This is a genomic window from Pseudocitrobacter sp. CD920760 (assembly GCF_057782505.1).
Window position 1 is genome coordinate 1,066,101 of sequence record NZ_CM173490.1, and the last position, 25,419, is coordinate 1,091,519.

Here is a 25,419-nt window from a genome sequence, read left to right on the forward strand (position 1 = left end):
ATTTCCGTAATAGCGGTAGTCACACAGTACGCAGCGCCAGTTGTGCCCAATCGTGGGAAAGGGAATGACTTTTTGTTTGCGTGGCGTAAGCGAACGCCCGTGAGTTCTGCGGGAGCCTCCGGGACTGTTAGTACGGTAAGGACACGTCAATGCTACTGTTGCTGACAGAGGGTCGGACAAAATATGCTGGTAGTATCGTGCGCCATCAGTACCAGTCACCAACGCCAGACTGACGCCACAAAACTCACAGACCAGAGGGCTGCAGCCTGCGTAATTCCCATCAACCAGTTCGCCATCAGGCAGTGTGACGGCGTAAGGGATTTTCATGAAGAGCATTTGCACGTTGTGTATCCGTTAAGATTAGGGGAAAGAAGATGTACAGGGACACCGTCGGGATAAGAGAGGTGCAGTACAGTGAACCAGTAAAGATGTCTGTTCGCCTCAGAAGATAAGGATTATCGGTAATAAAATACGGAACCCAGTGTTATTCGTAACATCAACACCATCGGGGAAATTCCAGCGACTCTGAAAACCATTTTGATGGTAGGATTTGCGTGGAATATCAAAGAAGGCCCGTAGCTATGTCCCTTACACACGAAGAATTTCAGTCTTTTTTAAAGACACAGCAATCAGTTTCATCACTGCTCAGGACCTCTGAGGCCCTAAAACCGCTACAGCAACCACTCAGGAACCTGGAAATGGCGTCTGGATCAGCATTTTCAGCACAAATCCAGAAACTCTCAGCCAACGAAACCGTTAAGACTATTAACCGTCTGAGCCGTCAGGCCAGCAGCATCCTGTCGACAACGTTGAATGGGTCACTGATTGTTGAGCAGATGAAAATCGCCAACAGATTCCGTTCATTTGCCCTGGAAAATACCTTCGCCAGGCAAACGGCCCTGATGAGCAGTACTAAGGTCATTGCTTCATTGAGCGCGGTTAATACCCAGGTAGAACTGGTTCGCTCGCTTCAACACCATACTTTTGCTGAGTTGTTGAACTCCCGCTCTTCTGCTGTCGAACAGATTTTGCAACGACGGTATAGCGGCCTGAATACCCATGAGAGTATTGGGGAACTACTCGCAAGGCGTTACGGACTGAGCATTGATGAGGATGGCGATACTTCAGCCGACAACTCTACGTTGCCTGAATTGCCTCAGGAACTGCTACAACTGCCAATAGACCAGGCGCTTGCGAAAACCAACGTTCAGATATGGCTAAGCAAGCTTTCCGGTTATGCCAAAAAGGCCATTAATGCGATGCTGATCCAGTGGCTTCTCATAACGATTATTGGCGGGGTTGGCAATGACGCAGTAAAAGATGTCGTTAAATGTTACTTACCTGAAGCTATTGTAGGTGAATGCAGTTCAAGGCAGACGCGTAAAGAAATCCAGAACATTCTCAGCACAGAAAACCGTTGGGAGAATCTGAAAAACTTCAGGCTGGTAACCAGAGACAACGTATTTTTACGCGCAGGGCCATCCGAGCGCGCGGAGATACTGGAAATGCTTCCGATGAATACGCTTCTGCTCATTATGGATAAATCAAATCGCCAGTGGCTGGCTGTTGAAATTGAATATAACGGCGAAATTATCCAGGGCTGGGTATCCCGCCGTTATACCTTACCCTTACATCGACATTAGTTACACCCGCGAAGGAGCAGGTTATTGCGGTTTACGCGGGCGTCCTGATGCCGGGCGGGGAGGAACGTCATTACAGCCATAAGCACATAGTCCTTCTTTCTGTTCTTCCTTTGCCAGATAGCTAAGCACGCGGCGGATATTTAAAATACTGTCAGCATCATCGTAACGAACAGGAGTATTAATATTACCCTGATAATGCTCCCGGTATTCACAACGGTAAGTTCCTCCTTCCTGATGTGTTATTTCACGCCAGAGTTTCAATACCCATTCAGAAAAGGGATATGTGGTCTGCGTCTGCTGACGGTTCAGCCAGAATACGGCATGAGCATGATATCCGTGTCTCTCTGTCCATTCGATAACCCAGAAATATCCTGTTGACGCGTCTTTACCTTCAGTTGCTTTTATTAGTGTTCTTAGGTCGTATTCAAGCTTATGATGATCCAGTTGCATGAAACCCTCAGTATTCCTCTGATAAAAGAAATCCATTCGTAATGCCAGCAAGCAGGAATAGCGTTCGACCATTTCATTAATGTGCTGGTTGAGTAACGAAGAAAGGAACCAGTCCTCTGTAAAGGAGGTTGTGTAGGTATTACTCATAAATATTCTCCAGGTGTTTTGCTGCAATGCAGAGATGAGTTTGTGGAAACAAGGAAGTAGAAATACAGATCAAGATATGTGATGATTAATGAATGAAGAGCAGAGCGAAGTATTTATCTTTATGCAATGAGAGTTATCTAGCCTTTCTTAAAGACCAGAGATTAATCAGTGTAGATACATAGTGCTCAAAACAGGAGTGAGTTTAATTATATTAAAAAACCTTAATTACTAGCGAAGACTAAAATGATACCCGATACTTCAGCATCATTGTTCGTATCAATTCCCCTTCCGTCGTGTTGATGCTTTTATCCTGCTCTGCAGCCACTCCTCAATATCACTTCTGAACCACCGTGAACTTCGACCCAGTTTAACTGGTGCTGGAAATTCCCCTTCAGAAATGAGTTTATAAAACCACTTATCTGTCATGCCTGTGAAGTTCGTAATAAATGCCATATCCACCAGTTGGTCCTCAAGGAGAGAAGAAGATTCAGACTTGTGGGAAAAAAATGGTTGAGGTTTAGTTGTCATTGCGGGCTCCCATGAAATGATGAAGTTGGGAGACGAGTTCGGTTAGTAAACTGAAGGAAACCGAAATCGCTCTCATACAATGTCACCGCTGGTAAAAAAATACCTACTTACATCTTCATCTTTCAATAGAAACAGAGTTTCACCCATAATGACCAGCATTGTTACCCAAAAATACTCCGAGTTCCGCTGAACGAGAAAATTACAATAGCCTTTCTCATCAACATGCTTAAAGCCCTTTAGTGACAGGCTATAACGCATGTGTTTTTTGCGAAAAACACGTTAGTGTAATGTTAAAATTTTGATCTATTATTTTTTATGATTGATGAAATATCATCATTAATTTCTTCATAGTTAATAACATCATCACTAAAGCAACTGTTATATAGTTTTGCTATACGACGTTTGTCCTCTAAATTTATATTAAATTCAACACTGAACATTTTTTTAAACTCATGGAAAAAATCGTCAAATGAAACTTTGAATATCCCTTTTTCAGGATTAATCCATGATGACAGCTTATTAATAAACGTAAATCCACTTCCCGAGACTAGATAATAAAGAGAAAGTAATGCAAAGATCTCGAGATATATTTCTGGTAGCATCCATAACTTTTTTAAATTTAAAAATAAAAATCTTTCTTCTACAGGGTATACTCTCCTGAATTGCTGCTGCGCAAGATTATACAGTGGGAGTAAATTTTCTATTCTAGTATATCCAAATGGTTTAAAGTTATGTAGGGATGAACTGTCTGGAGTAATGGTTCGTTTGATTAATAACATGAAATCTTTTATTTCCCTTGCGGTGTTTTCTTTTTTAATTTTATTGTAAACACCTCCTGTTTTACGTACAATTATCATTCTATTATCTTTTGTGTTGCTATCAATTATATTCTGTAATAGAGGTTTTTTTATCTTTTTCTTCAATAGTGATTTTTTCAGAGAAACCATTCTTCTTATACGAGATGGAACCAGAACTATGTCCCTGCTATTAACACTAACATTTGTATCTTGATTGAAAATCCATGTCACCTCAAGTTTTAATGTAATTAGATATTTAAACCGTATAACGTTATAAGAAATGTATTTTTTATATGAGTTTTCTTTTTTAAGATACTCTCTGCTATAAAGTAATTTACATGTATATAATCTACAAATGTCCTGAACATATTTCATAAAATCCGGCCCTGTGCAAAGAATATACCTCCTGTTAATCAGTTCCTGCGTATTCAGCCATTCTCTTGACTTTAGGATATGGGTCAAAGCGCTTTTATTTATTTTTTTGTATTTCAACCAATCTCTTCTGATTTTCTTTCTTAAAATAGCATCTTTAACATTTCCACCAGTCATAAGTAGATCCAGTTCTGCCATTTTCTTTTTTGATATCAACTTTCCGGCTATTCTCTCTACATTATTTTTAAATAGCTTCTCTTTATTGCTTTTCCATTTCTGGTAATGTAATTCGCAAAGACGTAACTTATTTGCTTCACCACTTTCCAAAATTTGACTCGTACAATTTTTTATCCGGCAATAGCCTTTCTTTCCAGACATTATATATCCCTTATTTAAAAAAATCTCACGGCTATATTACCTCCATGATTATCCAGGCTGTCAACGCCCGGATACTTTTATCATACGGAGAGACTATGTCGACACCACATCCCGCACTTCAAAAACTGCACACACATCTTAATTTCCTGCCTGAAAATATCCTGCAGCAGCTGCTTGAGCACCTCCATCAGACCATTCATTACCGACCCGTTATTGGCATTATGGGCAAGAGCGGTACCGGTAAAAGCAGTCTCTGCAATGCCCTGTTCCGGTCGTCAGTTTGCGCCACGCATCCCCTGACAGGTTGTACCCGCGAGGCTGAGCGACTGACCCTTGAGCTCGGCGATCGACAAATGACCATTGTGGATCTACCCGGGATCGGAGAGACACCGGAATATGACCACGAATACAGCACGTTATATCAGAGGTTGCTGCCCGAGCTGGATTTGATCATCTGGGTGCTGAGGGCAGATGAACGGGCGTATGCTGCTGATATCGCCATGCATCGCTTTTTGCTGGCAGAAGGAGCAGCTCCCTCCCGTTTCCTCTTTGTACTGAGTCAGGCCGATCGCGTTTCCCCGGCAAATGAATGGAACTCTAAAGATATTATTCCCTCCCTTCAGCAGCAGGCTTCGCTGGCGGCTATCAGCGCCAGGGTTGCCGGATTGTTTCCTTCCTCATTCCCGGTTCTGCCTGTCGCTGCACCGTCAGGGTGGAATCTACCGACATTTGTTTCGCTGATGATCCATGCGCTGCCGCCACATGCCACCAGCGCCGTATTCAGTCATTTTCGTAAGGAGAATTGCTCGGAGCAGGATCAGCAGCAGGCCCGGGAGAACTTTGGTAAATCGGCTGGAGACAGTTTCGACCAGATTATCAGTACATTTTCCCTGCCTTCCTGGATGCTCGTTCTCCTTCACAGGGTCAGACAAAAAATCATCGATCTTCTTGTTACTCTGTGGGATAAATTTTTCTGATTTTATTCCCTCAACGACAGGTTGTGTCGCCATCACTTATCACAACGCCCCTTCGTGCAAATTTATCATTGAAAATCATCCAGTTAATTCAGGTGACTTTTTTAGTGTTTTTTGCATCCCCTGGTTTCTCAGCGACACAACCTGACCACCTCATATTGCATAATAACCTCATGAAATAACTGGTATTTACTGTCCAGGAGATCCCGTTTATGCCTGACAACAGCTCACGACACGATCGGCTGGCTGTTCGCTTATCACTGATCATCAGTCGCCTGATGGCAGGGGAGTCTCTGTCACTGAAAGCGTTATCTGACGAGTTTGGTGTTACCGAACGTACCCTTCAGCGTGATTTCCACCAGCGGCTTATTCATCTTGATTTAGAAAATGAGGAGGGCCGCTACAGGCTCAGGGCCGGTGTCGGCCAGGCATTCACGCCGGAAATGCTTTCCTTTATACGCAACACGGGAATTGCCCAGATACTTCCGGTTCAGAACTCCCGGCTGATGTCCTTCCTAACCGGGGATCAGGACTCTTTTCCCTGCCTTATCTGGCTTTCACCTTTAAATACTACTACCGCGCTGCCGGACTGCTTTTCACGGCTGATCCAGGCTATCAGGCAACAGCTTTGCATTTCCCTGTTATCGGACGGACGACGGCATTCGTCTCTGGATCCCTATCGTCTCATCTATTACGGATGCGACTGGTACCTGGTGGCTTCACAAAAAGGGGAGCTCCGGGTGTTCCTTCTGGCAAAGATCAGCACGGTCACCCTGACATCAGCGCGGTTTGAGCGGAGAGAAGATATCAGCAGCCTGACAGCTGAAGAGAACTTCATTTCTGCACTGCCGCATTTTCCTTTCATCAATAACCTCATAAACACCTTTCGCCAGTGACAGCCTGCCGTTCAAAGCGGCAGTCACACCGACAGGTATGGAGATAACATGTTAACTACCCGCAAATTACGAATACCTGTTCTCCGGTATTCCCTGATTATTGCTACTACACTGACCACGCTCACCGGATGTGACTACTTTTCGGATAACTGGGAAATTGAAGACGGTAAATGCCAGGCGCTCAGCAGCGAGGGAAATGAAATTGCGATCGTTTCTGAAGGCAGTGTGGGATTTCTTAAAATGGATAAAGGATGTCCGGATAATCTCGATATTCTGGGCTCCCGCTTTACTGATATTGAGATTAACGGGGAACCTTACAAGGCCACTCTGCTGTGTAGCGATGCCACAGCCAATCGCAGGGTTACCATGCTCGGTACCAGTGAAAATTCAGCATCAGGGCTCTCAGCCAGAGCGATGAAAGAATTTACCGGGTTTATGGGGGCAAAAGTCACTATTGAAGGTGAGTCCTCCCGTTTTTATAAAGGTAATTTTACCAAAGTTTGCCAGAAATATCTTTCCCGCCAGACGACCAGTACACATTCCCCGACCTCTGACAGTTCATCCCTGACGCTAGGGGATTTGCTGAATGGCGGAAGAAAAGATGAGCCCAAACCGGCCTCTGAACCCGATCCACAGGCGCAGATGATGGCTCAGGCGGGCTATGAAAAAATTGACGGGGAATGGAGGAAAAAATCTCGTCAGGTCACCATAGAGGTAACTGAACAGGATCGACAGGCTGCTGCAGCCCTGGAGAAAAATGGCGGGAGGTCAGTAACCGATCTGAGCAATATGCCGGGCTCGCATAACGACAATGTCAGCGGGGAATTAAGTCAGCAGAAACAGGACAACGGTCTCGCTCAGCCCTCAAGGGAAAATATTACCCGTGAAACGGATAACGCCATTCATACCCCCGGGACGGCAGTAGCGGATTGTACGCTGACCAACGGTAAACAGCTGTCAGTTCTGGCGCAAACCGTTGCACCGTACGCCTACAACCTGATGAAGAAAGACGGTACTCAGGAACTTGAACTGCACGAAGGCCTGTTCGGAGTGAAAGCCTTCCATTACTACCGTGAACTTAATCGGGGGAAAGGTGAGCTGAAATACCTGCGTTTTAACAAAGGGGCCTTCGATTACGTGGTGGTACAGCGTACCGATGGTGAAACAGCTGAATTCGACGGAGTGGTCGTGTTCAAAAATGGAGACAAACTGGCCACGCTGGCCTGCAAAGCGCCCTTCGATAACATGTTTGCCGTGGAGGAACTGCCTGAAAACAGCCATCAGGACAGCGAAGATATGGCGGACTTCATCCTTGACAACACCCGGATGGAATAGCGCTTTACAGATTTAAAACCCTGTCAATTTTCGATTTAGCTATTTTGGCCGCCTGTGTACAGGTGGCGGGTTTCTCTTTAACTGAACATTTATTGCACCGGATAATAAGGAAATATCAAATGAGCTCACAATCAATTACCGCTTTAAAAGAAAAACTGAATACTCCGACCTGGCATCTGGTATTACTGGCGGCTGCCACGTATGGCATATACCCCCTTATGTGGCTGTATAAAAACCAGGACACCATGATGAATGAAGTCGGGCAACGCTTCTCATCCGGGACATTCATTGTCTGGATGGCAGTATGCTCTGGCGTTTCCGTCATGATTAATTTGCTCTTTCCGGTTCAGGTTGATCAATATGGATACGCCTATGATAGTTCCGCACAAACGATGGCCGGACTGGCCTTTCTCATCTCACTGACCTGGATTGTGCTGACGATTGTCTGGGCGTTTAAGGCCAGAGCTGCGCTACAGCAGTATGCGCTGACACAGTTTCGTTTTGAGCTAAAAATGAATCCTGCATGGACCATTCTGTTCCATGTTTTCTATATCAACTACTGCATTAATGCGATGCCGGAAGCCCTGGCAAAGCATCAGATCATTCATGGGAAGCCAGAAGCCACACCAGCCGTATCTGATTCTGAAAAATAGTATTACCTGCAGCCATATTCACGCTGAAGAGCAGTGCGTTCCAGAGACGTACTGCTCTTTTCCATTTATACCGTTCCGACTGTTTTTTTAATCCCGTTAAATACCATACCAGCCCCCGTTCCTGACGGAGCAGGGGGTTATTCATTTATGTTTTCAAATAAGGAAAATCCCATGCGATTAGCCAGCCGTTTTGGCCGGGTGAACCTGATTCGTCGCGACCGTCCGTTAACCCACGAAGAACTAATGCTGCACACCCCCAGTGTGTTCGGTGAAGAGAAGCATTCTTCCCGCAGCGAACGATATGCCTATATCCCCACCATAACCCTGCTGGAGAGTCTCCAGCGTGAAGGTTTTCAGCCCTTCTTTGCCTGCCAGACTCGCGTCCGTGACCAGAGCCGCCGGGAACACACAAAACATATGCTGCGCCTGCGCCGTGCCGGGCAAATCACCGGTCAGCAGGTCCCGGAAATTATTCTTCTCAACTCGCATGACGGCTCCAGCAGCTACCAGATGCTGCCGGGCCTGTTCCGCAGCGTCTGCTGTAACGGCCTGGTCTGCGGGACGTCCTTCGGTGAGGTTCGCGTACCGCATAAAGGCGATGTGGTGGAAAAGGTCATTGAGGGGGCTTATGAGGTGCTCGGCGTATTTGACCGGGTGGAGGAGAAGCGTGATGCCATGCAGTCTCTGTTGCTACCCCCTCCGGCACAGCAGGCGCTGGCGAAAGCTGCCCTGATGTACCGTTTTGGAGAAGAGCATCAACCCGTCACGGAAACGCAAATTCTGGCACCACGCCGCTGGCAGGATGAGCAGAACGACCTGTGGACGGTCTTCAATCGTCTGCAGGAAAACCTGCAGAAAGGAGGGTTGTCCGGTCGTTCCGCACAGGGGAAACGCAGCCGTACGAGAGCAGTAAACGGTATCGACGGTGACATTAAACTGAACCGCGCATTATGGGTAATGGCAGAAGAGCTGCAGCAGGCACTGAGCTGATGCGGACGGTATCCGGTCTTCTGCCTAACCGACATGGCCTGCCGGTACCCATCTATCTGCCCCGAAGTTTGTCTCTCAACTGAAAGATCCCGTTTAACGGGATTTCAATAATTATCTGTCATAAGGAACATCCCATGAGTAACACCATCAGCCTGCACACGCCCGCCAATACTGACAACGCAGATCTCATCACCGCTACTTTGTTGCCCGATGCACAGCGGCTTCATTTCTGGCCGCAGCACTTTGGAGGTATCCCGCAGTGGATACTGCTGGAGCCGCGCATCTTCGCATGCATGGACCGGCTCTGTGAGGATTACCACGGCGGCATCTGGAATTTTTACACACTCAACAACGGCGGCGTGTTTATGGCACCGGAGCCGGATGGAGACACCGGTGATAAATGGACACTGTTTAATGCCATGAATGGCAACAGTGCTGAAATGAGCGCTGAGGCGGCGGGCATCGCGGCCTGTCTGCTGGAATACAGCCACCATGCCTGCCGCACGGAGTGTGATGCCATGACATCGCACTTTTACCGACTGAGGGACTTCGCCCTGAATCATTCCGATTGCAGCGCCATTATGCACATTATCGACTGAGGAGATGACCATGAAACAACAGCTATCTTTATTTGCCACGGCGCTGTCGGCATCTGCGCAGCATACCATCCGGGAAGCTCTGACCCTGCTGGAGGGACAACTGCGTGAACCCGGAGAGTCATTTACCTCCAGCCATGCCCTTCGCGACTGGCTGCGACTGCAGCTCTCACCGGAACAGCGGGAAGTCTTTACCGCCCTGTTTCTGGATAACCAGAACCGCCTCATTGCCCATGAGGTGCTCTTCCGGGGCACCATCAACAGTACGCAGGTTCATCCCCGGGAAATTGTAAAAGCTGCCCTGCAGCATAATGCCGCTGCGGTGGTGGTGGCGCATAACCATCCCTCGGGGTATTCAGAACCCAGTCAGGATGACCGGAACATTACCGGGCGTATTCATGAAGCCCTGGCGCTGGTTGATATCCGCCTGCTGGACCACATGGTTATCGGAGGGATGGAGATTGTGTCCTTTGCTGAACGTGGCTGGTTGTAGGGGAGAGATAAATGAAGACTATTAGCAAGCGTCAGGCCATGGCGATATACCGCCAGCATCCTCAGTCCCGTTTGTTTCGATTTTGTACCGGCAAATATAAATGGTCTGGCAGTATCTGCCATTATGCTGGTCGGGAAGTTCAGAACATACGCGGTGTTCTGGCCGTCTTTGCTGAGCGCCGTCAGGATCGCAATGGTCCCTATGTCATTCTTCGAAGTGTCACTCTCAATTAATCCTTTCCTTTAATCAGGAACAATAATGAATAATCACTCAGAGTCCGTTAACAAACCGGAGAATCTTACCTGCCAGCAGTGGGGGCTAAAGCGCACGATCAAACCCTGTTTTGGCGCTCGTCTGGTACAGGAAGGCAACCGGGTGCATTTTCTCGCAGACCGAGCCGGATTCAACGGTGCTTTCAGCGACGATGACGCGCTACATCTGGATCAGGCCTTTCCGTTGATACTTAAGCAACTGGAGCTGATGCTCACCAGCGGAGAACTCTCTCCCGGGCATCAGCACTGCGTCACGCTCTATCACAATGGACTCACGTGCGAAGCCGATACTCTTGGTAGTTGCGGCTACGTATACATTGCCATTTATCCCTCTCAATATTAATTAATCTCGCGAGAACAAAATGAAATATCAACCTGCAACAACCCTGCGGGCTGCGAAGCCATGCTTGTCGCCCGTGGCTGTCTGGCAAATGCTACTCACGCGTCTGCTGGAACAACATTATGGCCTGACACTGAACGACACGCCGTTCAGTGATGAAACTGTTATTAAGGAACATATTGATGCTGGTATTACCCTGGCCGATGCAGTCAACTTCCTGGTAGATAAGTATGAACTGGTTCGTATCGATCGCAGAGGATTTAGCTCACAGGGACCAGCATCATATTTGACCGTGACAGATATCCTTCATGCCAGGAGAGCATGCGGATTAATGAACAGTTATTCGTATCGGGAAGTAAGTAATATTGTTCTTAGCCGATCGCGGCAGTGAGGAAGACTTCAAGGGCCGAGAAAATTAGCACGGTCAGTGAAGAAATTGGTGATATTAGCGACTCAATGAAACCTCATTGAGTCGCATGAAAAACAAGCCGGGGGCACAAAAGGGGGCATTTATAAAGATGAAACAAGAGAATGTGTATATTTATCAATGGTTATATGGGTTGTGTTATGTTCCTATTATCGCACCATTTCAAACTCTTCCCAGGTCTACCTATATCAACCCAAAGCCCATCTTTGTTGTGTTTTGTCATCTGTAATCGTGACGTATAACGCGCTTGCGTCAGGGAATTCCAGGACTCTTAACTGCCTATAACCCATACCCGATAAAATATTATGTGCTGATACATATGTTTTTTCGGATGTGTTGATTGATCTTATTCTTTTAAGGCGTATCCTGACTTCGATAGAACAGGAGGCCTAATGTCACTAACTTCCCTACATCTCTTCAAAAACCTCTCCGATGAAACCCGCCTGGGAATCGTGCTGCTGCTCAGGGAGATGGGAGAGCTGTGCGTGTGCGATCTCTGCACGGCACTGGAACAGTCACAGCCCAAGATCTCCCGCCATCTGGCGATGCTTCGGGAATGTGGACTGTTGCTGGATCGCAAACAGGGCAAGTGGGTTCACTACCGCTTATCCCCGCATATTCCTTCCTGGGCTGCTCAGGTAATTGAGCAAGCCTGGTTAAGCCAACAGGACGACGTACAGGCCATCGCCCGTAAGCTGGCATCAGCCAACTGCTCTGGCAGCGGTAAGGCTGTTTGTATCTAAAAAATTTGCATGAACATATATGATTTTACGAATGTGAGGTGTCAAAGATGAAAACGTTAACCGTGTTTGATCCGGCGATGTGCTGCAGTACCGGCGTTTGTGGTTCAGATGTTGATCAGGTTCTGGTCGATTTTTCTGCTGATGTGCAATGGCTGAAAGGGCGTGGCGTTCAGATAGAACGTTACAACCTGGCACAACAACCGATGAGCTTCGTTGAGAACGCAAAAGCGAAAGCATTCCTGGAAGCATCAGAAGCCGAAGGGCTTCCGCTGCTGTTGCTGGATGGTGAAACGGTGATGGCCGGGCGCTACCCAAAACGCGCTGAACTGGCTCGCTGGTTTGGTATACCGCTGGAAAAGGTGGGCGTGGCTCCGGCAAGCTGCTGTGGTGGAAAAACTTCCTGTTGTTGAGTATGTCAGGAGGACATATGAATTTTTTACAGAATATCCCGCCTTACCTGTTTTTCACTGGTAAGGGCGGAGTAGGTAAAACCTCAATTTCCTGCGCAACAGCTATACGCCTGGCAGAACAGGGCAAGCGCGTCCTGCTTGTCAGTACCGATCCAGCTTCTAACGTCGGTCAGGTATTCGATCAGACTATCGGCAATGCTATCCAGCCCGTGACTGCTGTACCTGGACTTTCGGCTCTGGAGATCGACCCACAGGACGCTGCCCAGCAATACCGCGCCAGAATCGTGGACCCCATTAAAGGTCTTTTGCCAGACGACGTCGTTAATAGTATCAGCGAGCAGCTTTCAGGCGCTTGTACGACAGAGATTGCAGCGTTCGATGAGTTTACTGGCTTACTGACCGACGCTTCTCTACTGACCCGCTTTGATCACATCATTTTTGATACTGCCCCAACCGGCCACACCATTCGCCTTCTCCAGCTTCCCGGTGCCTGGAGCAGCTTTATTGAAAGTAACCCGGAGGGTGCTTCCTGTCTTGGGCCGATGGCCGGGCTGGAAAAGCAGCGTGAGCAGTATGCTCATGCGGTAGAGGCGTTATCCGATCCTGAAAGTACCCGCCTGGTTCTGGTTGCACGACTGCAAAAATCTACGCTGCAGGAAGTCGCCCGCACCCATGAAGAACTCGCCGCAATTGGCCTGAAAAACCAGTACCTGGTTATTAATGGTGTGCTGCCTAAAGCCGAAGCTGAACATGACGCCCTGGCCGCTGCAATATGGCAACGGGAGCAAGAGGCGCTGGCAAATCTTCCTGCCGGGTTATCTGAGTTGCCGACAGACAGCTTATACCTCCAGCCGCTTAACATGGTTGGTGTCTCCGCGCTGAAAGGCCTGCTAAACGAATATGCCGAATCAGTATCACTTCCAGTTCAGGACATGCAGAACAAGCCAGAGAATATGTCGCTGTCTGCCATGGTTGATGATATCGCCCGCAGTGAACACGGTTTGATTATGCTGATGGGCAAAGGTGGCGTAGGTAAAACCACGATGGCTGCTGCTATCGCCGTCCGACTTGCGGATATGGGTTTTGATGTACACCTCACTACCTCAGATCCTGCCGCGCACCTGAGTACAACCCTGGACGGTAGCCTCAATAACCTGCAGGTCAGCAGAATAAATCCGCACGATGAAACCGAACGCTATCGCCAGCATGTGCTTGAGACGAAAGGCAGGGATCTGGATGAGGCTGGAAAACGGCTGCTCGAAGAGGATTTACGTTCTCCTTGCACAGAGGAGATTGCGGTGTTCCAGGCGTTCTCACGCGTAATTCGTGAAGCAGGCAAACGGTTTGTGGTCATGGATACGGCACCGACCGGGCATACGCTATTACTGCTTGATGCGACCGGGGCTTATCACCGTGAGATTGCCAGGAAGATGGGGGATAAAGGTCATTTTACCACGCCGATGATGCAGCTTCAGGACCCGGAACGCACCAAAGTCCTGCTGGTCACGCTGCCTGAAACCACACCGGTACTGGAAGCGGCAAACCTGCAGTCCGATCTTGAGCGTGCGGGGATTCATCCCTGGGGCTGGATTATCAATAACAGCCTTTCGATTGCACAGACCCATTCACCACTGCTTTGCCAGCGTGCCCGACAAGAACTTCCTCAAATCGAGGCGGTGAAGAACCAGCATGCAAGCCGCATAGCGTTAGTACCGGTAATGGCTTCTGAACCCACTGGCATCGAAAAACTCAGAGAGCTGGCAGTTTAATTTTTTGTATATGCAGGGCGGCAGAGCCGTCCTGTCTGGAGGATTTATGTTACTGGCAGGCGCTATTTTTGTCCTGACCATCGTTTTGGTTATCTGGCAGCCGAAGGGATTAGGGATCGGCTGGAGTGCGACGCTTGGCGCAGTGCTGGCGTTGATCTCTGGCGTAGTCCATTTTGGTGATATCCCTGTTGTGTGGAATATCGTCTGGAATGCGACGGCGACCTTTATTGCCGTGATTATTATCAGTCTGTTGCTCGATGAATCCGGCTTTTTCGAATGGGCGGCGCTGCACGTTTCACGTTGGGGCAATGGTCGTGGGCGTTTGCTGTTTACCTGGATCGTTCTGCTCGGTGCAGCGGTGGCGGCACTGTTTGCCAACGATGGTGCGGCATTGATTCTGACGCCAATTGTCATCGCCATGCTGCTTGCATTAGGTTTCAGTAAAGGTACTACGCTGGCATTTGTCATGGCAGCCGGGTTTATTGCCGATACGGCCAGTCTGCCGCTAATTGTGTCGAACCTGGTTAACATCGTTTCTGCAGATTTCTTTGGGCTGGGTTTCACTGAGTATGCGTCGGTAATGGTACCGGTGGATATCGCCGCTATTATCGCCACGCTGGTGATGCTGCATCTGTTCTTCCGCAAAGATATTCCGCCGACTTACGACCTGGCTCTCCTGAAAGAACCGGCGAAAGCGATTAAAGATCTGGCAACCTTCAGAACCGGCTGGATCGTGTTGATCCTTCTTCTGATTGGCTTTTTCGTCCTTGAGCCGTTGGGTATCCCGGTCAGCGCGATTGCGGCTGTAGGGGCTGTCATTCTGTTTGCCGTGGCGAAACGAGGCCATGCCATTAACACTGGCAAAGTGCTGCGCGGCGCGCCCTGGCAGATCGTCATATTCTCTCTGGGGATGTATCTGGTGGTCTATGGCCTGCGCAACGCCGGTCTAACAGAATACCTCTCCGGTGTGCTGAACGTGCTGGCAGATAAAGGACTTTGGACCGCGACCTTTGGTACGGGGTTCCTGACGGCTTTCCTCTCTTCCATCATGAACAACATGCCGACCGTACTGGTTGGCGCGCTCTCTATTGATGGCAGCACCGCAACAGGCGTTATCAAAGAGGCGATGATTTATGCCAACGTGATTGGCTGCGATCTGGGGCCGAAAATTACACCGATTGGTAGCCTGGCAACGCTGCTCTGGCTGCATGTCCTTTCACAGAAGAATATGACCATCACCTGGGGATACTATTTCCGCACCGGGATCGTCATGACCCTGCCTGTGCTGTTTGTAACGCTGGCCGCGCTGGCGCTACGTCTCTCTTTCACTTTGTAATGAGATACTGATATGAGCAACATCACCATTTATCACAACCCAGCCTGCGGCACGTCGCGTAATACACTGGAGATGATCCGCAATAGTGGTACTGAACCGACCGTTATTCTTTACCTTGAGACTCCACCTTCGCGCGATGAACTGATCAAACTCATTGCCGATATGGGGATCACGGTACGGGCTTTGCTGCGTAAGAACGTCGAGCCGTATGAGGAACTGGGTCTTGCAGAAGATAAATTTACTGACGACCAGCTCATCGACTTTATGCTGCAACATCCGATTCTGATTAACCGTCCGATTGTGGTGACGCCACTGGGCACTAAACTGTGCCGTCCTTCGGAGGTGGTTCTGGATATCCTTCCTGATGCCCAGAAAGCGGCTTTCACCAAAGAAGACGGTGAAAAAGTCGTTGATGATGCAGGTAAAAGACTGAAATAAAGATGAAGGGGGGCATTTGCCCCCTTGATTGTTACTTCGCCATCTCTTCCAGCAGGTCAATACCAACCGGCTCTTCGCTCTGTAGCGCTGTTAATGCAATACGCTTTGCATACTGCTCTGCCACATCAGAGATGAGTGGCAACTCGCGGTTCGCCCTGGTCTTCAGGAAAGGCGAAGACGGTTCAGCTGCCGCCAGGCTGTTATTAACGACCCATGCCCACGGCTCGATGCCAGCGCGACGCAGATCCTGCTGCAGGTTTGCTGCTTCCAGTACAGGTGTCGTTTCGGCAAGCGTCACGATAATCACCTTTGTCTTCTCCGGGTCCTGTAATTGCATCATTGGCGTCATCACGTGGTCATGTGTTTGCCCCATCTGGCGCACCATTTCCCGGTGATAGGCTCCCGTCGCATCCAGTAGCAGAAGCGTATGGCCCGTTGGCGCGGTGTCCATAATGACAAAATGGTCGTCGGCCTCTTTGATTACCCGTGAGAATGCCTGGAAGACGGCGATCTCTTCAGTGCAGGGTGAGCGGAGATCTTCCTCCAGCACCGCCAGCCCTTCAGCGTCTAATCCTTTGCCCTGATTTTCCAGGACAAAGCGGCGATAACGCTCTGTCTCTACCTTCGGGTCAATACGGCTAACCTGAAGGTTTGGCAGTGAGCCATCCAGCGTGTAAGACAGATGTGCCGCCGGGTCGGATGTGGTCAGGTGGACTTTATGGCCACGTTTCGCCAGCGATACCGCGACCGATGCCGCAACGGTTGTTTTACCCACTCCGCCTTTACCCATCGTCATGACCAGCCCTTTTCCTGTCCGGCTGAGCTCATCCACCAATGAGGATAGTCTCGGCAAATCCAGAGTATTCAGCCTAGTAGCAGGGAGAGCCGGTGAGGCTTTGCTCTGGGTAAATAATTCCCGCAATGCTTCCAGACCGACCAGGTTAAATGGCTTCAGAGACAGCTGTGAGCGGGGAAGATTAGCCAGATTATCAGGCATTGCCTGTAATGCTTTTTCTTCCCGAGCCAGAATACTTTGCGCTAGTGGATCATTTTCACCCGCAAACGGCGGCAGCACACCATTGATGGCAAGGTGCTGATGCTGCAAACCGATAGCAGACAGCTCATCGTGCGTATGAGAAACCTCTTTCAGCGTTGAAGCCTGGGCGCGGGCAACCAGCACTAAGCGTGTGAGGGCGGCATCAGACAGCGCTTTAACCGCATCGGAGTACTGGTGCTGCTGTTTCTCCAGCCCTACCAGAGGTCCAAGGTTAGTGGCGGCATCGGGGTTCGCTTCGAGATAACCGCTCCAGGCTCCCGGCAATTCAAGCATGCGGATGGTGTGACCGGTTGGCGCGGTATCAAATACAATATGGTCATATTTTTCCCGCAGCTCATGGTTGGTCAGCAGACCGGTAAACTCATCAAACGCAGCGATTTCCGTGGTGCATGAGCCGGAAAGCTGCTCTTCAATGCTGCTGACCACATCGGCTGGCATCAGCCCGCGAACCGGATCGAGCACACGGTCACGATAGGCTTGCGCTGCAGCCATCGGATCAACTTCCATTGCGGTAAGATTTTCTACGGTACTGATATCTGTAATTCGATGGCCGATAGTCTGGCTAAATACCTGGCCGACATTGGACGCCGGGTCGGTACTCACCAGAAGCGTTCTCTTTCCCTGATCGGCCAGCCATACCGCAGTAGCACAGGCCAGGGATGTTTTACCCACGCCACCTTTGCCAGTGAAGAAGATGAACGGGGGAATGTCTTTTAAAAATGGCATATTCATCAGTGATTGCTCCTCTGGAATTAAGGCATACGTGGAATGTTGCAGCAGCGTGGTTGTGTGCTGTCTTCACTCCAGTCCTGAGTAAGCGGAATACCTGACCAACGGGCGATATCTTCACGCGTCGGGAGTTTGCCTGCCATCACGACTTTGCCGTCGAGCAAGGTGACGGGGAGGGATTCCACTCCTGATGTGTTCAGAAACTCTTTAATGACTGGCGTATTCAGGAACTGCTGCGGGTTCTTCGCAAGGCTGTAGCGCTGAATATCAACGCCATTCTTTTTCGCCCATTCGGCGCTGGCGTTCCATTTGACGGCTTCGTCGCTGACTACAACGCTACTGGTTGCGCAGCAGCCTGCTGTTTCAAAGATCTCAATTTTTGACATGGACTGTTTACCTCAGTGTTTAGTCATTTGGCTTTACACTGAGGTAAACGAAGAGGGTGGGAAAAAGATGCGCGATTAATTCATTTTTTTGTGGCAGCAGACGGAAGAAGTGTCATCCGTCTCAATTTGGCAAAGTTCTGTCATCGCTTCTTTCAGATGCTTTCTGGCCCGTAGCAAGCGGGATTTAAACGCTGTAAGCGTGATTCCCAGTTCATCGGCCAGAGACTGCTGAGGACGCCGGTTAAGGTCGGACTCTTCAATCAGCCAGCGCTCATCTTCAGGTAATGCCTGCAATGTTTCAGGCAGGCAAATATCCAGCGTTGAGATTGCATCAGGGGATGCATCTGTGAATGGAGCATCTTCTTCCAGTTCAACAAACTCCCTGGTGCTGCGGTACTCATCAATCAGCAGATTCCTCGCCGCCCGATACAGCCAGGCTCGTGGATTTTCCATCTCGCAAAAACTGTCTGAATGCGCGCGGGCACGCAGGAATAGATCTTGCAGAAGATCGGCTGCTTTTTCGCTATCACCTGTCTTCGATGTCAGAAAGCGAGAGAGTTCGGCTTCATGTTGCCGCCAGAACACGCTCATGCAGTTGTTGAATGCCGTTACATCACGCATACCAGACCTCAAATTTTGCTCTGATTTACCCGCCGGGAAAGTTCTTCTGCCGACTCTTTTCGTTCGCTGTAGCGATCAACGAGATAAGCGGAGTTGCCTCGGGTCAGCAGCGTAAATTTCACCAGTTCTTCCATTACATCAACGATGCGGTCGTAATAAGACGACGGCTTCATTCGCCCATCTTCATCAAACTCCTGCCAGGCTTTTGCCACAGAGGATTGATTCGGAATAGTGATCATCCGCATCCAGCGGCCAAGAATGCGCATCTGGTTTACGGCATTGAAAGACTGAGAGCCACCGCAGACCTGCATGACGGCCAGCGTCTTACCCTGAGAAGGGCGAACAGCGCCTTCCGAAAGGGGTATCCAGTCAATCTGGGCCTTCATGATGCCGGTCATCGCACCATGGCGTTCCGGGGAACACCACACCATCCCTTCGGACCAACGAACCAGCTCGCGCAGTTCCATAACTTTAGGATGCGAGTCAGGCGCATCATCAGGAAGAGGCAGGCCAGAGGGATTGAAGATACGCACCTCTGCGCCCATGGCGGTCAGTAACCTTGCGGCCTCCTCAGTTGCCAGTCGGCTGTAGGAACGCTCGCGTACAGAGCCGTACAGCATCAGGATACGAGGAGGATGGGGAACGGCAGGTACACCAAGTTTTGCCTCTGTGATTGAGGTGTCGAACAGGCTTGCATCAACATTCTTAAGTTCAATGGACATCTCATTCTCCGACATCGGTATCAGTATCACTTGGTTCACAAGCTTCCGAGCAGCACTCTTCTGTTAGAAAGGAAATCAACGCACCAAGATTTTCATAGCAAGCGTGGCAGTAAAGTGTTCTCCCGTGCCGTTCCTGACGAACCAGAGATACAGATATCAGCGATGAAAGGTGATGACTCAGTGTGGAAGCTGGGATCTCTAGTTGCTTCTGTAGTTCGCCCACTGCCATGCCTTTAGGTCCTGCTTTGAACAGTCTTTTGTAGATACCGAGCCTTGTCATATGTCCAAGTTCTTTCAGTACCGTCGCCGCAAAGTTCAGTTCCATAATCGTTCTCACAATTGATAATTCTATATTTCCAGAATAATGGAACTATTTATCGATTTCAATATCGAGTGTGTCTGGTTGGATATTGAAATTAGGAGAGGTTACTTAACTGCTGCGATCGATCGCTTATGTAGGACCAATGCGATGAACAGGCTAAGTTCTATACCTCCTCTTCATCCACTGCTGATACAGAATGGGAAAACTAACTGAGCTAAAGGTTCGATGTGAGCGAGGAGAGGAAGTTTGTGCTAACTGTGAGTTTGCACTGCAAAGCCATCCATATGGACTCTGACATATCGATTAGATCAGTGGCGATCCACATTTGTTCGTATCGGGAAGTAAGCAGTATGTTCTTAGCCGATCACGGTTGTGAGGGGATGGAGGTCTGAGACTGTTTCCACGATACGTGAGAAATTTGATGAGATTAACGACTTGATGAAAGACTCATCGAGTCGCATGAAAAACAAGGTAGGGGCATAAAAGTGAGCATTCATAAGGAAGAAACAAGAAAATATTTATATTTATCAATGGTTATATTGGTTGTGTTATGTTCCTATTATCTAACCGATTAAGCTGACGTAACAATAATCGACAACACTTTTATTTGGTCGGGATATTGAAAAACGCTTGGAACTAAAACGATTTTTTTTACGTGGCCATCAGCGGCGAGCGCCAGAAACTGTGTGGCTAGTACTGCAGTAATGGCCGAAAATGAGGAAAGCGGTTATTGCAACCGTCGCTGTGTGAATCTCAGAGTTCGCCGTATTGATGTTTTATGCGCTATAAGAGTGATAAAATAAACGCAACTATCTAATCTTCCAGAGAATAGGGAATTAGTCGCGTGGATAAGAAAATATCATCTATTCCTGACTATCCGGCGTTAGAAAAACTGGCGTCTTCATTGTGGCAGCAGGACAATACCTATCACGGCGCAGCGGTAATGGTTGGTGCGGGTTTTAGCCGAAGCGCGGCGACGACGGGGGATGCGCGTAAGAAGCTGCCATTGTGGAATGACTTTTCGCAGGTGCTTGCTGCAGAGCTAGAATCCAAGAGTAGTGATCCACTTCATCTGGCCGAGGAGTATTGTGCTTATTTCGGTAAGCTGCCTCTTCATGACTTAATTAAGAGAATGGTGAATGATGTTGCCTGGTGCCCGGGCGAACTGCATCAGAGCCTGCTTAAGTTACCCTGGTCTGAAGTACTCACAACAAACTGGGATACGCTTCTTGAGCGTGCCTCTACAGAACTTCACAGCCGTGTTTACAGCATCGTAAACAAACAAAGCGATCTTTCAGGCTGTCGATCTCCGCGAATAGTGAAACTTCATGGAACAGTTGATGTTACGGATGAACTGACTTTTACCCAGGAAGATTATCGAAGATATCCGCAGTCCTCAGCAGCATTCGTGAATTTTACTCGTCAGGTCTTTATCGAAAATGAACTCTGTCTGCTGGGTTTCTCCGGCGAAGATCCTAATTTTTTACAATGGGCTGGGTGGGTAAGAGATAATCTTACTACGCACTCCCGACGCATTTATCTTGTCGGTTCTTTGAGTCTCAATGGACCAAAGCGGAAATACCTTGAATCCATCAATGTCACACCGATAGACCTGCATGAACTGGTTGCAGAATTCGATGATCAAGACGCGAAACATCTTGAAGCGACCAAAATTTTTCTCCGGTATCTTGAAGAGAGTAAACCTGTTCCGGTTTGGGAGTGGGGGCCTACACAACTAAGCCCTAAGACTTTCAATAAAGAAGAAAATCCCAACTCCCATGACCCCACATATGGTGCAAAACTGCTGGAATCTCAGCTAACTATACTGAAGCAAGATAGAGAATCTTATCCGGGGTGGCTTGTATGCCCTGTATATTTGCGCGGGGAGGTGAGGTCGCAAATCTGTTATCCCGTACCTGAACCACGGCATTTACTTCTAATGTCTGCGGAAAATCGTGAAGCACTTTTATACGAAATGGTCTGGCGCTTTGATAAATCATTCGAGAGCTTGCCATCCTGGATGACTGAAGAGCTACTCAAGTTGTGCGATCCTTCAAAACCCTGTTCACTTAGCAAAAAAAAGCAGCTGGAAATGGCGCTTTTTCTGCTCAAAAGCACCCGGCGTATGGCTCCTGACGAAGGCGAAAACGTCATCCAGATCACCAGTTCGATCCTGGAGAAAGGAACAAAGTTCTGGCCAGAAAGCCACAATCAGCTGATCTACCATCAGGCGCTTGTGGCACGTGACGCTTTTGATTATTCAGCTCTGGAAGAGCTGGCCGAACAAATAGAAGGCAGCAGCACAGTCTGGAAGATGAGAAAAGCCGCACTGTATGCTGAACTGGGCAAGTTTAAACAAGGTGAAACATTCATTGCGGAAGCGTGTCGGGAGCTACTGGTCCAATATCGACACAACCGAAACTCATTGTATATTCAGTCCCGACTAGCATGGGCACAGTGGCTGCACCGCGGGGCTGCACCATGGTCCGTTAAAAATGATTTAGATAAAGTGACCATAGACTATCAGCTTTCAGGATGTAGCCCCTGGGATCAAATTGAAAATATCCGTAATCGCATCAATAAAGAGCGGGAAGAACAGCTGAGACAGAAAGCCATCGAACCCTCTTTCGAAGCTGGGTATTACAAAGATAACTCCAATCGGGTGACATTCAGTAATGAATTACATCCGTTACAACTGTTTGAAGGGCTCTCTACAACGGTTGGCATCCCGCTTCGCTGGTTGCATATGAGTTTTCTGACTGAACCAGCAGTCAAACTTACTGACCTGGAAGACTTAGCTCATCTCGACTATCTTACGCTCGCGATTCGCGCGGCAAGCAGCGATGACTGCGGAGTCATGAATAGTGTTTTTTCCAGGCTTAAAATTGCATGCCTGCCACAGACTGAGGTGGAAACTTTATTCAGTAGGTGTCCGCCAGCTATTGAGTACTGGTCTGTAAAACTAATGAGCGATTCGGGTAGCGATCGGTTGACCGTTCTGACTTGGCTACGTGTGTTTATTGAGGTACTGGCGCGTGTTTCGGTACGTGCAACTCCCGACCAGGCAATACAACATTTTCGCTTGGCCTGCTCACTGTGTGATAAAACCGATTTTCGCCATCCACGGCTTCGCGATGCGTTGCGCCATCTGGCTGAGTTTTCTCTGGAAAGTATCCCGGAGGATCAACACTTCAATGTTCTTCCCGATGCATTAAATGTTCCGCTAGCGTCTGAATTTGATGATAGTAACCCGCTCGAATGGATAAATCCTATTATCCAATGCCCTGGCATGAGAGTGAAAAATCCGACAATTGATCGTCGGATAGATGCCATTATTGACCAGATTACGCCGAACTCTGCAAAAAGTGCACCTGCACTTGAACGTTTGCTCCCTTTAATGTCAAGGGGCTTCCTGACGCCAGATGAGCGGCTAAAAATTCAGAATAGGGTCTGGAATGAAGAACTGGATCTTACGGCATTGCCGGTAACAGGATTATACCCTTCTGTTCTGCTTGAAATACCGTCCCCAGATCCGAACATCGGAAACAGGCTCATTAGAAAATATCTCTTTGATGTGCAGGGTGATGGACTGTTCGACCAAGTCCGTCTTGCATGTATGGTTAATGCCGCTCTGAATGACAGTGCTAAGGTTTTTCCTGAGCCCGATCGGGCAAGTGAATTGTTCGAGCGAATGGTTATGTGGCAACGCCAAAAACAAGAGTATGATATTCTGGGTTTTTTGCAGCAACGCGATGATCAGTGTGTCCGTTTGATTGGCAAGGCTCTCGCCAGGTCAGTAGTGCCTGCAATACCTCAATCGGATTTAACAGAAGCCAATTTTCAGAAGCTATATCATTTTGGTAAAGAATACGATCTGCCAGTCGTACTTATTGCCCTCCCTCGTTTTGTCTATGAAGGTTCTGTTCCTTCATCTACTCTGGAAAAAATTCTTCGTCGAGAATTACAATCGAGAGATTCAAATACTGTCGCACATGCTGCCTATGCATTACTGGCATGGCGAGAACAGGCAACTCCATCCACACTCGAAAATCTGATTACGCGTTTTATCATGATTGTTGAATCAGGTCGGATTGCCGGGCTTCAGGCGTTGATTTGGACGGCCTCAGAGATGTACTGCAAAGATTTTCTGGACAAAGAGAGTACAGCATCGTTAATTGATGCCTTACCCGTTATTTTTGATAACGCGGCGTACGAAAATATTGCCCCTTCTAGTCGAGAATCTGTCAGTATTTCATATGTTCGCGCGGCATGTATAAAGCTTGTGAAGTGGTTTACTGAATTTGGCCACCTGAACAGAGGTGATATGCTCATCTCAGAACAATACAGGTGTCCCAATGAAAAAAAGAAATTTCAGCGCAGAGTTTAAACGCGAATCCGCTCAACTGGTCCTTGATCAGAACTACACCGTTGCAGCTGCGGCCAGTGCTATGAATGTGGGTCTTTCGACAATGACGCGATGGGTAAAGCAGTTGCGGGATGAACGACAGGGCAAAATACCTAAAGCCTCCCCTATAACCCCGGAACAGATTGAAATACGTCAGCTGAAGAAAAAGCTACAACGCATTGAAATGGAAAACGACATATTAAAAAAGGCTACCGCGCTCTTGATGTCAGACTCCCTGAACAGTTCTCGTTAATCGGGAAACTCAGAGCGCAGTATCCTGTGGTCACACTCTGCCACGTGTTCGGGGTTCATCGCAGCAGCTACAAATACTGGGAAAAAAGCCCCGAAAAGCCAGACGGCAGGCGAGCGGTGTTACGCAGTCAGGTTCTGGAGCTGCATAACATCAGCCATGGCTCTGCTGGCGCAAGAAGTATAGCGATTATGGCAACCCTGAGAGGCTTCAGAATGGGACGCTGGCTTGCCGGCAGGCTCATGAAAGAACTGGGGCTGGTGAGTTGTCAGCAACCTACCCACCGGTATAAACGCGGTGGTCATGAACACATCGTTATCCCGAATCGTCTTGAGCGACAGTTCGCAGTGACAGAGCCTAATCAGGTGTGGTGCGGCGATGTGACGTATATCTGGACAGGCAAGCGTTGGGCTTACCTCGCTGTTGTTCTCGATCTGTTCGCAAGGAAACCGGTGGGCTGGGCAATGTCATTCTCACCAGACAGCAGGCTGACCATCAAAGCGCTGGAAATGGCGTGGGAAATTCGCGGTAAACCAGTCGGAGTGATGTTCCACAGTGACCAGGGTAGCCACTATACAAGTAGGCAGTTCCGGCAGTTACTGTGGCGTTGCCGGATCAGGCAGAGTATGAGCCGACGTGGAAACTGTTGGGACAACAGCCCGATGGAACGCTTCTTCAGAAGTCTGAAAAACGAGTGGGTGCCAGTGACAGGTTATATAAACTTTAGCGAAGCTGCTCATGCGATCACAGACTATATCGTCGGTTATTACAGCTCGCTAAGGCCGCATGACTATAACGGTGGGTTACCCCCAAACGAATCGGAAAACCGATACTGGAAAAACTCTAAAGCTGTGGCCAGTTTTAGTTGACCACTTCATTCTGACATTTTAGCTCGTAGCGACCAACAGCATGTAGAGCTACAACGTATCGTAGATGAATC

Annotated in this window: 26 protein-coding genes; 18 read left to right on the plus strand and 8 right to left on the minus strand. The window is 48.6% G+C overall.

Going from position 1 to position 25,419, the window contains the following annotated elements:
• Positions 1 to 698 precede the first annotated feature (698 nt).
• Entirely contained in the window at positions 699 to 1,643 is a 945-nt protein-coding gene (locus AC1MKH_RS04895) for an SH3 domain-containing protein (protein ID WP_276222946.1), read from the plus strand.
• Positions 1,644 to 1,664: 21 nt separating this feature from the next.
• On the opposite strand, the gene AC1MKH_RS04900 is transcribed toward AC1MKH_RS04895, so the two are convergent.
• The 3 genes from AC1MKH_RS04900 to AC1MKH_RS04910 all read right to left on the minus strand — a co-directional run bounded on the left by AC1MKH_RS04900 (position 1,665) and on the right by AC1MKH_RS04910 (position 4,315).
• Entirely contained in the window at positions 1,665 to 2,240 is a 576-nt protein-coding gene (locus tag AC1MKH_RS04900) for a YagK/YfjJ domain-containing protein (protein WP_276222943.1), read from the minus strand.
• A 276-nt stretch (positions 2,241 to 2,516) separates the two neighbouring features.
• Complete coding sequence (locus AC1MKH_RS04905) at positions 2,517 to 2,768, minus strand: helix-turn-helix transcriptional regulator (RefSeq protein WP_276222941.1); 252 nt, start codon at positions 2,766 to 2,768, stop codon at positions 2,517 to 2,519.
• Between the two features lie 290 nt (positions 2,769 to 3,058).
• Positions 3,059 to 4,315 (minus strand): hypothetical protein, encoded by a 1,257-nt coding sequence (locus AC1MKH_RS04910; RefSeq protein ID WP_276222938.1) that lies wholly within the window; start codon positions 4,313 to 4,315, stop codon positions 3,059 to 3,061.
• A 95-nt stretch (positions 4,316 to 4,410) separates the two neighbouring features.
• Here AC1MKH_RS04910 and AC1MKH_RS04915 point away from each other — a divergent pair, with 95 nt between their 5' ends.
• From AC1MKH_RS04915 to arsC, 15 genes are all read left to right on the plus strand, one after another.
• Positions 4,411 to 5,292, plus strand: a complete 882-nt coding sequence (locus AC1MKH_RS04915) for a GTPase family protein (RefSeq protein ID WP_276222936.1) — start codon at positions 4,411 to 4,413, stop codon at positions 5,290 to 5,292.
• A gap of 209 nt (positions 5,293 to 5,501) precedes the next feature.
• Positions 5,502 to 6,185, plus strand: coding sequence for a helix-turn-helix transcriptional regulator (locus AC1MKH_RS04920; RefSeq protein ID WP_276222934.1), 684 nt, complete (start codon positions 5,502 to 5,504; stop codon positions 6,183 to 6,185).
• Positions 6,186 to 6,233: 48 nt separating this feature from the next.
• Entirely contained in the window at positions 6,234 to 7,520 is a 1,287-nt protein-coding gene (locus AC1MKH_RS04925) for a hypothetical protein (protein ID WP_276222932.1), read from the plus strand.
• A 119-nt stretch (positions 7,521 to 7,639) separates the two neighbouring features.
• On the plus strand, positions 7,640 to 8,173 hold the full coding sequence (locus AC1MKH_RS04930; RefSeq protein ID WP_276222930.1) for a DUF4234 domain-containing protein: 534 nt from the start codon (positions 7,640 to 7,642) through the stop codon (positions 8,171 to 8,173).
• Positions 8,174 to 8,344: 171 nt separating this feature from the next.
• Positions 8,345 to 9,163: a DUF932 domain-containing protein gene (locus tag AC1MKH_RS04935; RefSeq protein ID WP_276222928.1), complete on the plus strand. Its 819-nt coding sequence runs from the start codon at positions 8,345 to 8,347 to the stop codon at positions 9,161 to 9,163.
• 134 nt (positions 9,164 to 9,297) lie between these two features.
• Positions 9,298 to 9,762 carry an antirestriction protein gene (locus AC1MKH_RS04940; protein ID WP_276222926.1) on the plus strand — a complete coding sequence of 155 codons (465 nt, stop codon included), beginning with the start codon at positions 9,298 to 9,300 and terminating at the stop codon, positions 9,760 to 9,762.
• Positions 9,763 to 9,772: 10 nt separating this feature from the next.
• On the plus strand, positions 9,773 to 10,252 hold the full coding sequence (radC, locus tag AC1MKH_RS04945) for a RadC family protein (RefSeq protein WP_276222924.1): 480 nt from the start codon (positions 9,773 to 9,775) through the stop codon (positions 10,250 to 10,252).
• An 11-nt stretch (positions 10,253 to 10,263) separates the two neighbouring features.
• Complete coding sequence (locus AC1MKH_RS04950; protein ID WP_276222922.1) at positions 10,264 to 10,485, plus strand: DUF987 domain-containing protein; 222 nt, start codon at positions 10,264 to 10,266, stop codon at positions 10,483 to 10,485.
• Positions 10,486 to 10,510: 25 nt separating this feature from the next.
• A complete protein-coding gene (locus tag AC1MKH_RS04955; protein WP_276222921.1) occupies positions 10,511 to 10,867 on the plus strand; it encodes a type IV toxin-antitoxin system YeeU family antitoxin in 357 nt (118 codons plus the stop codon).
• A gap of 19 nt (positions 10,868 to 10,886) precedes the next feature.
• Entirely contained in the window at positions 10,887 to 11,255 is a 369-nt protein-coding gene (locus tag AC1MKH_RS04960) for a TA system toxin CbtA family protein (protein WP_231825256.1), read from the plus strand.
• A 428-nt stretch (positions 11,256 to 11,683) separates the two neighbouring features.
• Positions 11,684 to 12,034: an As(III)-sensing metalloregulatory transcriptional repressor ArsR gene (gene arsR / locus AC1MKH_RS04965; RefSeq protein ID WP_276222918.1), complete on the plus strand. Its 351-nt coding sequence runs from the start codon at positions 11,684 to 11,686 to the stop codon at positions 12,032 to 12,034.
• Between the two features lie 47 nt (positions 12,035 to 12,081).
• Positions 12,082 to 12,444, plus strand: coding sequence for an arsenite efflux transporter metallochaperone ArsD (arsD, locus tag AC1MKH_RS04970; RefSeq protein WP_276222915.1), 363 nt, complete (start codon positions 12,082 to 12,084; stop codon positions 12,442 to 12,444).
• Between the two features lie 17 nt (positions 12,445 to 12,461).
• Positions 12,462 to 14,213 (plus strand): arsenite efflux transporter ATPase subunit ArsA, encoded by a 1,752-nt coding sequence (arsA, locus tag AC1MKH_RS04975; RefSeq protein WP_276222913.1) that lies wholly within the window; start codon positions 12,462 to 12,464, stop codon positions 14,211 to 14,213.
• Between the two features lie 46 nt (positions 14,214 to 14,259).
• Positions 14,260 to 15,549 carry an arsenite efflux transporter membrane subunit ArsB gene (gene arsB / locus AC1MKH_RS04980; protein ID WP_276222911.1) on the plus strand — a complete coding sequence of 430 codons (1,290 nt, stop codon included), beginning with the start codon at positions 14,260 to 14,262 and terminating at the stop codon, positions 15,547 to 15,549.
• Positions 15,550 to 15,561: 12 nt separating this feature from the next.
• On the plus strand, positions 15,562 to 15,987 hold the full coding sequence (arsC, locus tag AC1MKH_RS04985) for a glutaredoxin-dependent arsenate reductase (RefSeq protein ID WP_276222909.1): 426 nt from the start codon (positions 15,562 to 15,564) through the stop codon (positions 15,985 to 15,987).
• A 31-nt stretch (positions 15,988 to 16,018) separates the two neighbouring features.
• On the opposite strand, the gene arsA (AC1MKH_RS04990) is transcribed toward arsC, so the two are convergent.
• From arsA (AC1MKH_RS04990) to AC1MKH_RS05010, 5 genes are all read right to left on the minus strand, one after another.
• On the minus strand, positions 16,019 to 17,776 hold the full coding sequence (gene arsA, locus AC1MKH_RS04990) for an arsenical pump-driving ATPase (RefSeq protein WP_276222907.1): 1,758 nt from the start codon (positions 17,774 to 17,776) through the stop codon (positions 16,019 to 16,021).
• Between the two features lie 20 nt (positions 17,777 to 17,796).
• On the minus strand, positions 17,797 to 18,159 hold the full coding sequence (locus tag AC1MKH_RS04995; protein ID WP_327621937.1) for an arsenic metallochaperone ArsD family protein: 363 nt from the start codon (positions 18,157 to 18,159) through the stop codon (positions 17,797 to 17,799).
• 75 nt (positions 18,160 to 18,234) lie between these two features.
• A complete protein-coding gene (locus AC1MKH_RS05000) occupies positions 18,235 to 18,780 on the minus strand; it encodes a sigma-70 family RNA polymerase sigma factor (RefSeq protein WP_276222902.1) in 546 nt (181 codons plus the stop codon).
• An 8-nt stretch (positions 18,781 to 18,788) separates the two neighbouring features.
• Positions 18,789 to 19,502: an arsenical resistance protein ArsH gene (gene arsH, locus AC1MKH_RS05005; protein WP_276222900.1), complete on the minus strand. Its 714-nt coding sequence runs from the start codon at positions 19,500 to 19,502 to the stop codon at positions 18,789 to 18,791.
• Between the two features lies 1 nt (position 19,503).
• Positions 19,504 to 19,827: an ArsR/SmtB family transcription factor gene (locus AC1MKH_RS05010; protein WP_276222898.1), complete on the minus strand. Its 324-nt coding sequence runs from the start codon at positions 19,825 to 19,827 to the stop codon at positions 19,504 to 19,506.
• 841 nt (positions 19,828 to 20,668) lie between these two features.
• On the opposite strand from AC1MKH_RS05010, the gene AC1MKH_RS05015 reads away from it, so the two are divergent.
• On the plus strand, positions 20,669 to 24,211 hold the full coding sequence (locus tag AC1MKH_RS05015; protein WP_276222896.1) for an SIR2 family protein: 3,543 nt from the start codon (positions 20,669 to 20,671) through the stop codon (positions 24,209 to 24,211).
• Positions 24,180 to 25,348 (plus strand): IS3 family transposase gene (locus AC1MKH_RS05020; RefSeq protein WP_488451776.1). Its coding sequence is split into 2 segments (ribosomal slippage): positions 24,180 to 24,429 and positions 24,429 to 25,348, totalling 1,170 coding nucleotides; the frame shifts between segments, so codons are not numbered across the junction. Before AC1MKH_RS05015 ends, AC1MKH_RS05020 begins: the two co-directional genes overlap by 32 nt.
• The last annotated feature ends 71 nt before the right edge of the window (positions 25,349 to 25,419 follow it).

Bases quoted from the DNA above. Each gene is read 5' to 3' on its own strand.
- AC1MKH_RS04895 (WP_276222946.1), top strand. From the start codon at position 699: ATGGCGTCTGGATCAGCATTTTCAGCACAAATCCAGAAACTCTCAGCC.
- AC1MKH_RS04900 (WP_276222943.1), bottom strand. From the start codon at position 2,240: ATGAGTAATACCTACACAACCTCCTTTACAGAGGACTGGTTCCTTTCT.
- AC1MKH_RS04905 (WP_276222941.1), bottom strand. From the start codon at position 2,768: ATGACAACTAAACCTCAACCATTTTTTTCCCACAAGTCTGAATCTTCT.
- AC1MKH_RS04910 (WP_276222938.1), bottom strand. From the start codon at position 4,315: ATGTCTGGAAAGAAAGGCTATTGCCGGATAAAAAATTGTACGAGTCAA.
- AC1MKH_RS04915 (WP_276222936.1), top strand. From the start codon at position 4,411: ATGTCGACACCACATCCCGCACTTCAAAAACTGCACACACATCTTAAT.
- AC1MKH_RS04920 (WP_276222934.1), top strand. From the start codon at position 5,502: ATGCCTGACAACAGCTCACGACACGATCGGCTGGCTGTTCGCTTATCA.
- AC1MKH_RS04925 (WP_276222932.1), top strand. From the start codon at position 6,234: ATGTTAACTACCCGCAAATTACGAATACCTGTTCTCCGGTATTCCCTG.
- AC1MKH_RS04930 (WP_276222930.1), top strand. From the start codon at position 7,640: ATGAGCTCACAATCAATTACCGCTTTAAAAGAAAAACTGAATACTCCG.
- AC1MKH_RS04935 (WP_276222928.1), top strand. From the start codon at position 8,345: ATGCGATTAGCCAGCCGTTTTGGCCGGGTGAACCTGATTCGTCGCGAC.
- AC1MKH_RS04940 (WP_276222926.1), top strand. From the start codon at position 9,298: ATGAGTAACACCATCAGCCTGCACACGCCCGCCAATACTGACAACGCA.
- radC (WP_276222924.1), top strand. From the start codon at position 9,773: ATGAAACAACAGCTATCTTTATTTGCCACGGCGCTGTCGGCATCTGCG.
- AC1MKH_RS04950 (WP_276222922.1), top strand. From the start codon at position 10,264: ATGAAGACTATTAGCAAGCGTCAGGCCATGGCGATATACCGCCAGCAT.
- AC1MKH_RS04955 (WP_276222921.1), top strand. From the start codon at position 10,511: ATGAATAATCACTCAGAGTCCGTTAACAAACCGGAGAATCTTACCTGC.
- AC1MKH_RS04960 (WP_231825256.1), top strand. From the start codon at position 10,887: ATGAAATATCAACCTGCAACAACCCTGCGGGCTGCGAAGCCATGCTTG.
- arsR (WP_276222918.1), top strand. From the start codon at position 11,684: ATGTCACTAACTTCCCTACATCTCTTCAAAAACCTCTCCGATGAAACC.
- arsD (WP_276222915.1), top strand. From the start codon at position 12,082: ATGAAAACGTTAACCGTGTTTGATCCGGCGATGTGCTGCAGTACCGGC.
- arsA (WP_276222913.1), top strand. From the start codon at position 12,462: ATGAATTTTTTACAGAATATCCCGCCTTACCTGTTTTTCACTGGTAAG.
- arsB (WP_276222911.1), top strand. From the start codon at position 14,260: ATGTTACTGGCAGGCGCTATTTTTGTCCTGACCATCGTTTTGGTTATC.
- arsC (WP_276222909.1), top strand. From the start codon at position 15,562: ATGAGCAACATCACCATTTATCACAACCCAGCCTGCGGCACGTCGCGT.
- arsA (WP_276222907.1), bottom strand. From the start codon at position 17,776: ATGAATATGCCATTTTTAAAAGACATTCCCCCGTTCATCTTCTTCACT.
- AC1MKH_RS04995 (WP_327621937.1), bottom strand. From the start codon at position 18,159: ATGTCAAAAATTGAGATCTTTGAAACAGCAGGCTGCTGCGCAACCAGT.
- AC1MKH_RS05000 (WP_276222902.1), bottom strand. From the start codon at position 18,780: ATGCGTGATGTAACGGCATTCAACAACTGCATGAGCGTGTTCTGGCGG.
- arsH (WP_276222900.1), bottom strand. From the start codon at position 19,502: ATGTCCATTGAACTTAAGAATGTTGATGCAAGCCTGTTCGACACCTCA.
- AC1MKH_RS05010 (WP_276222898.1), bottom strand. From the start codon at position 19,827: ATGGAACTGAACTTTGCGGCGACGGTACTGAAAGAACTTGGACATATG.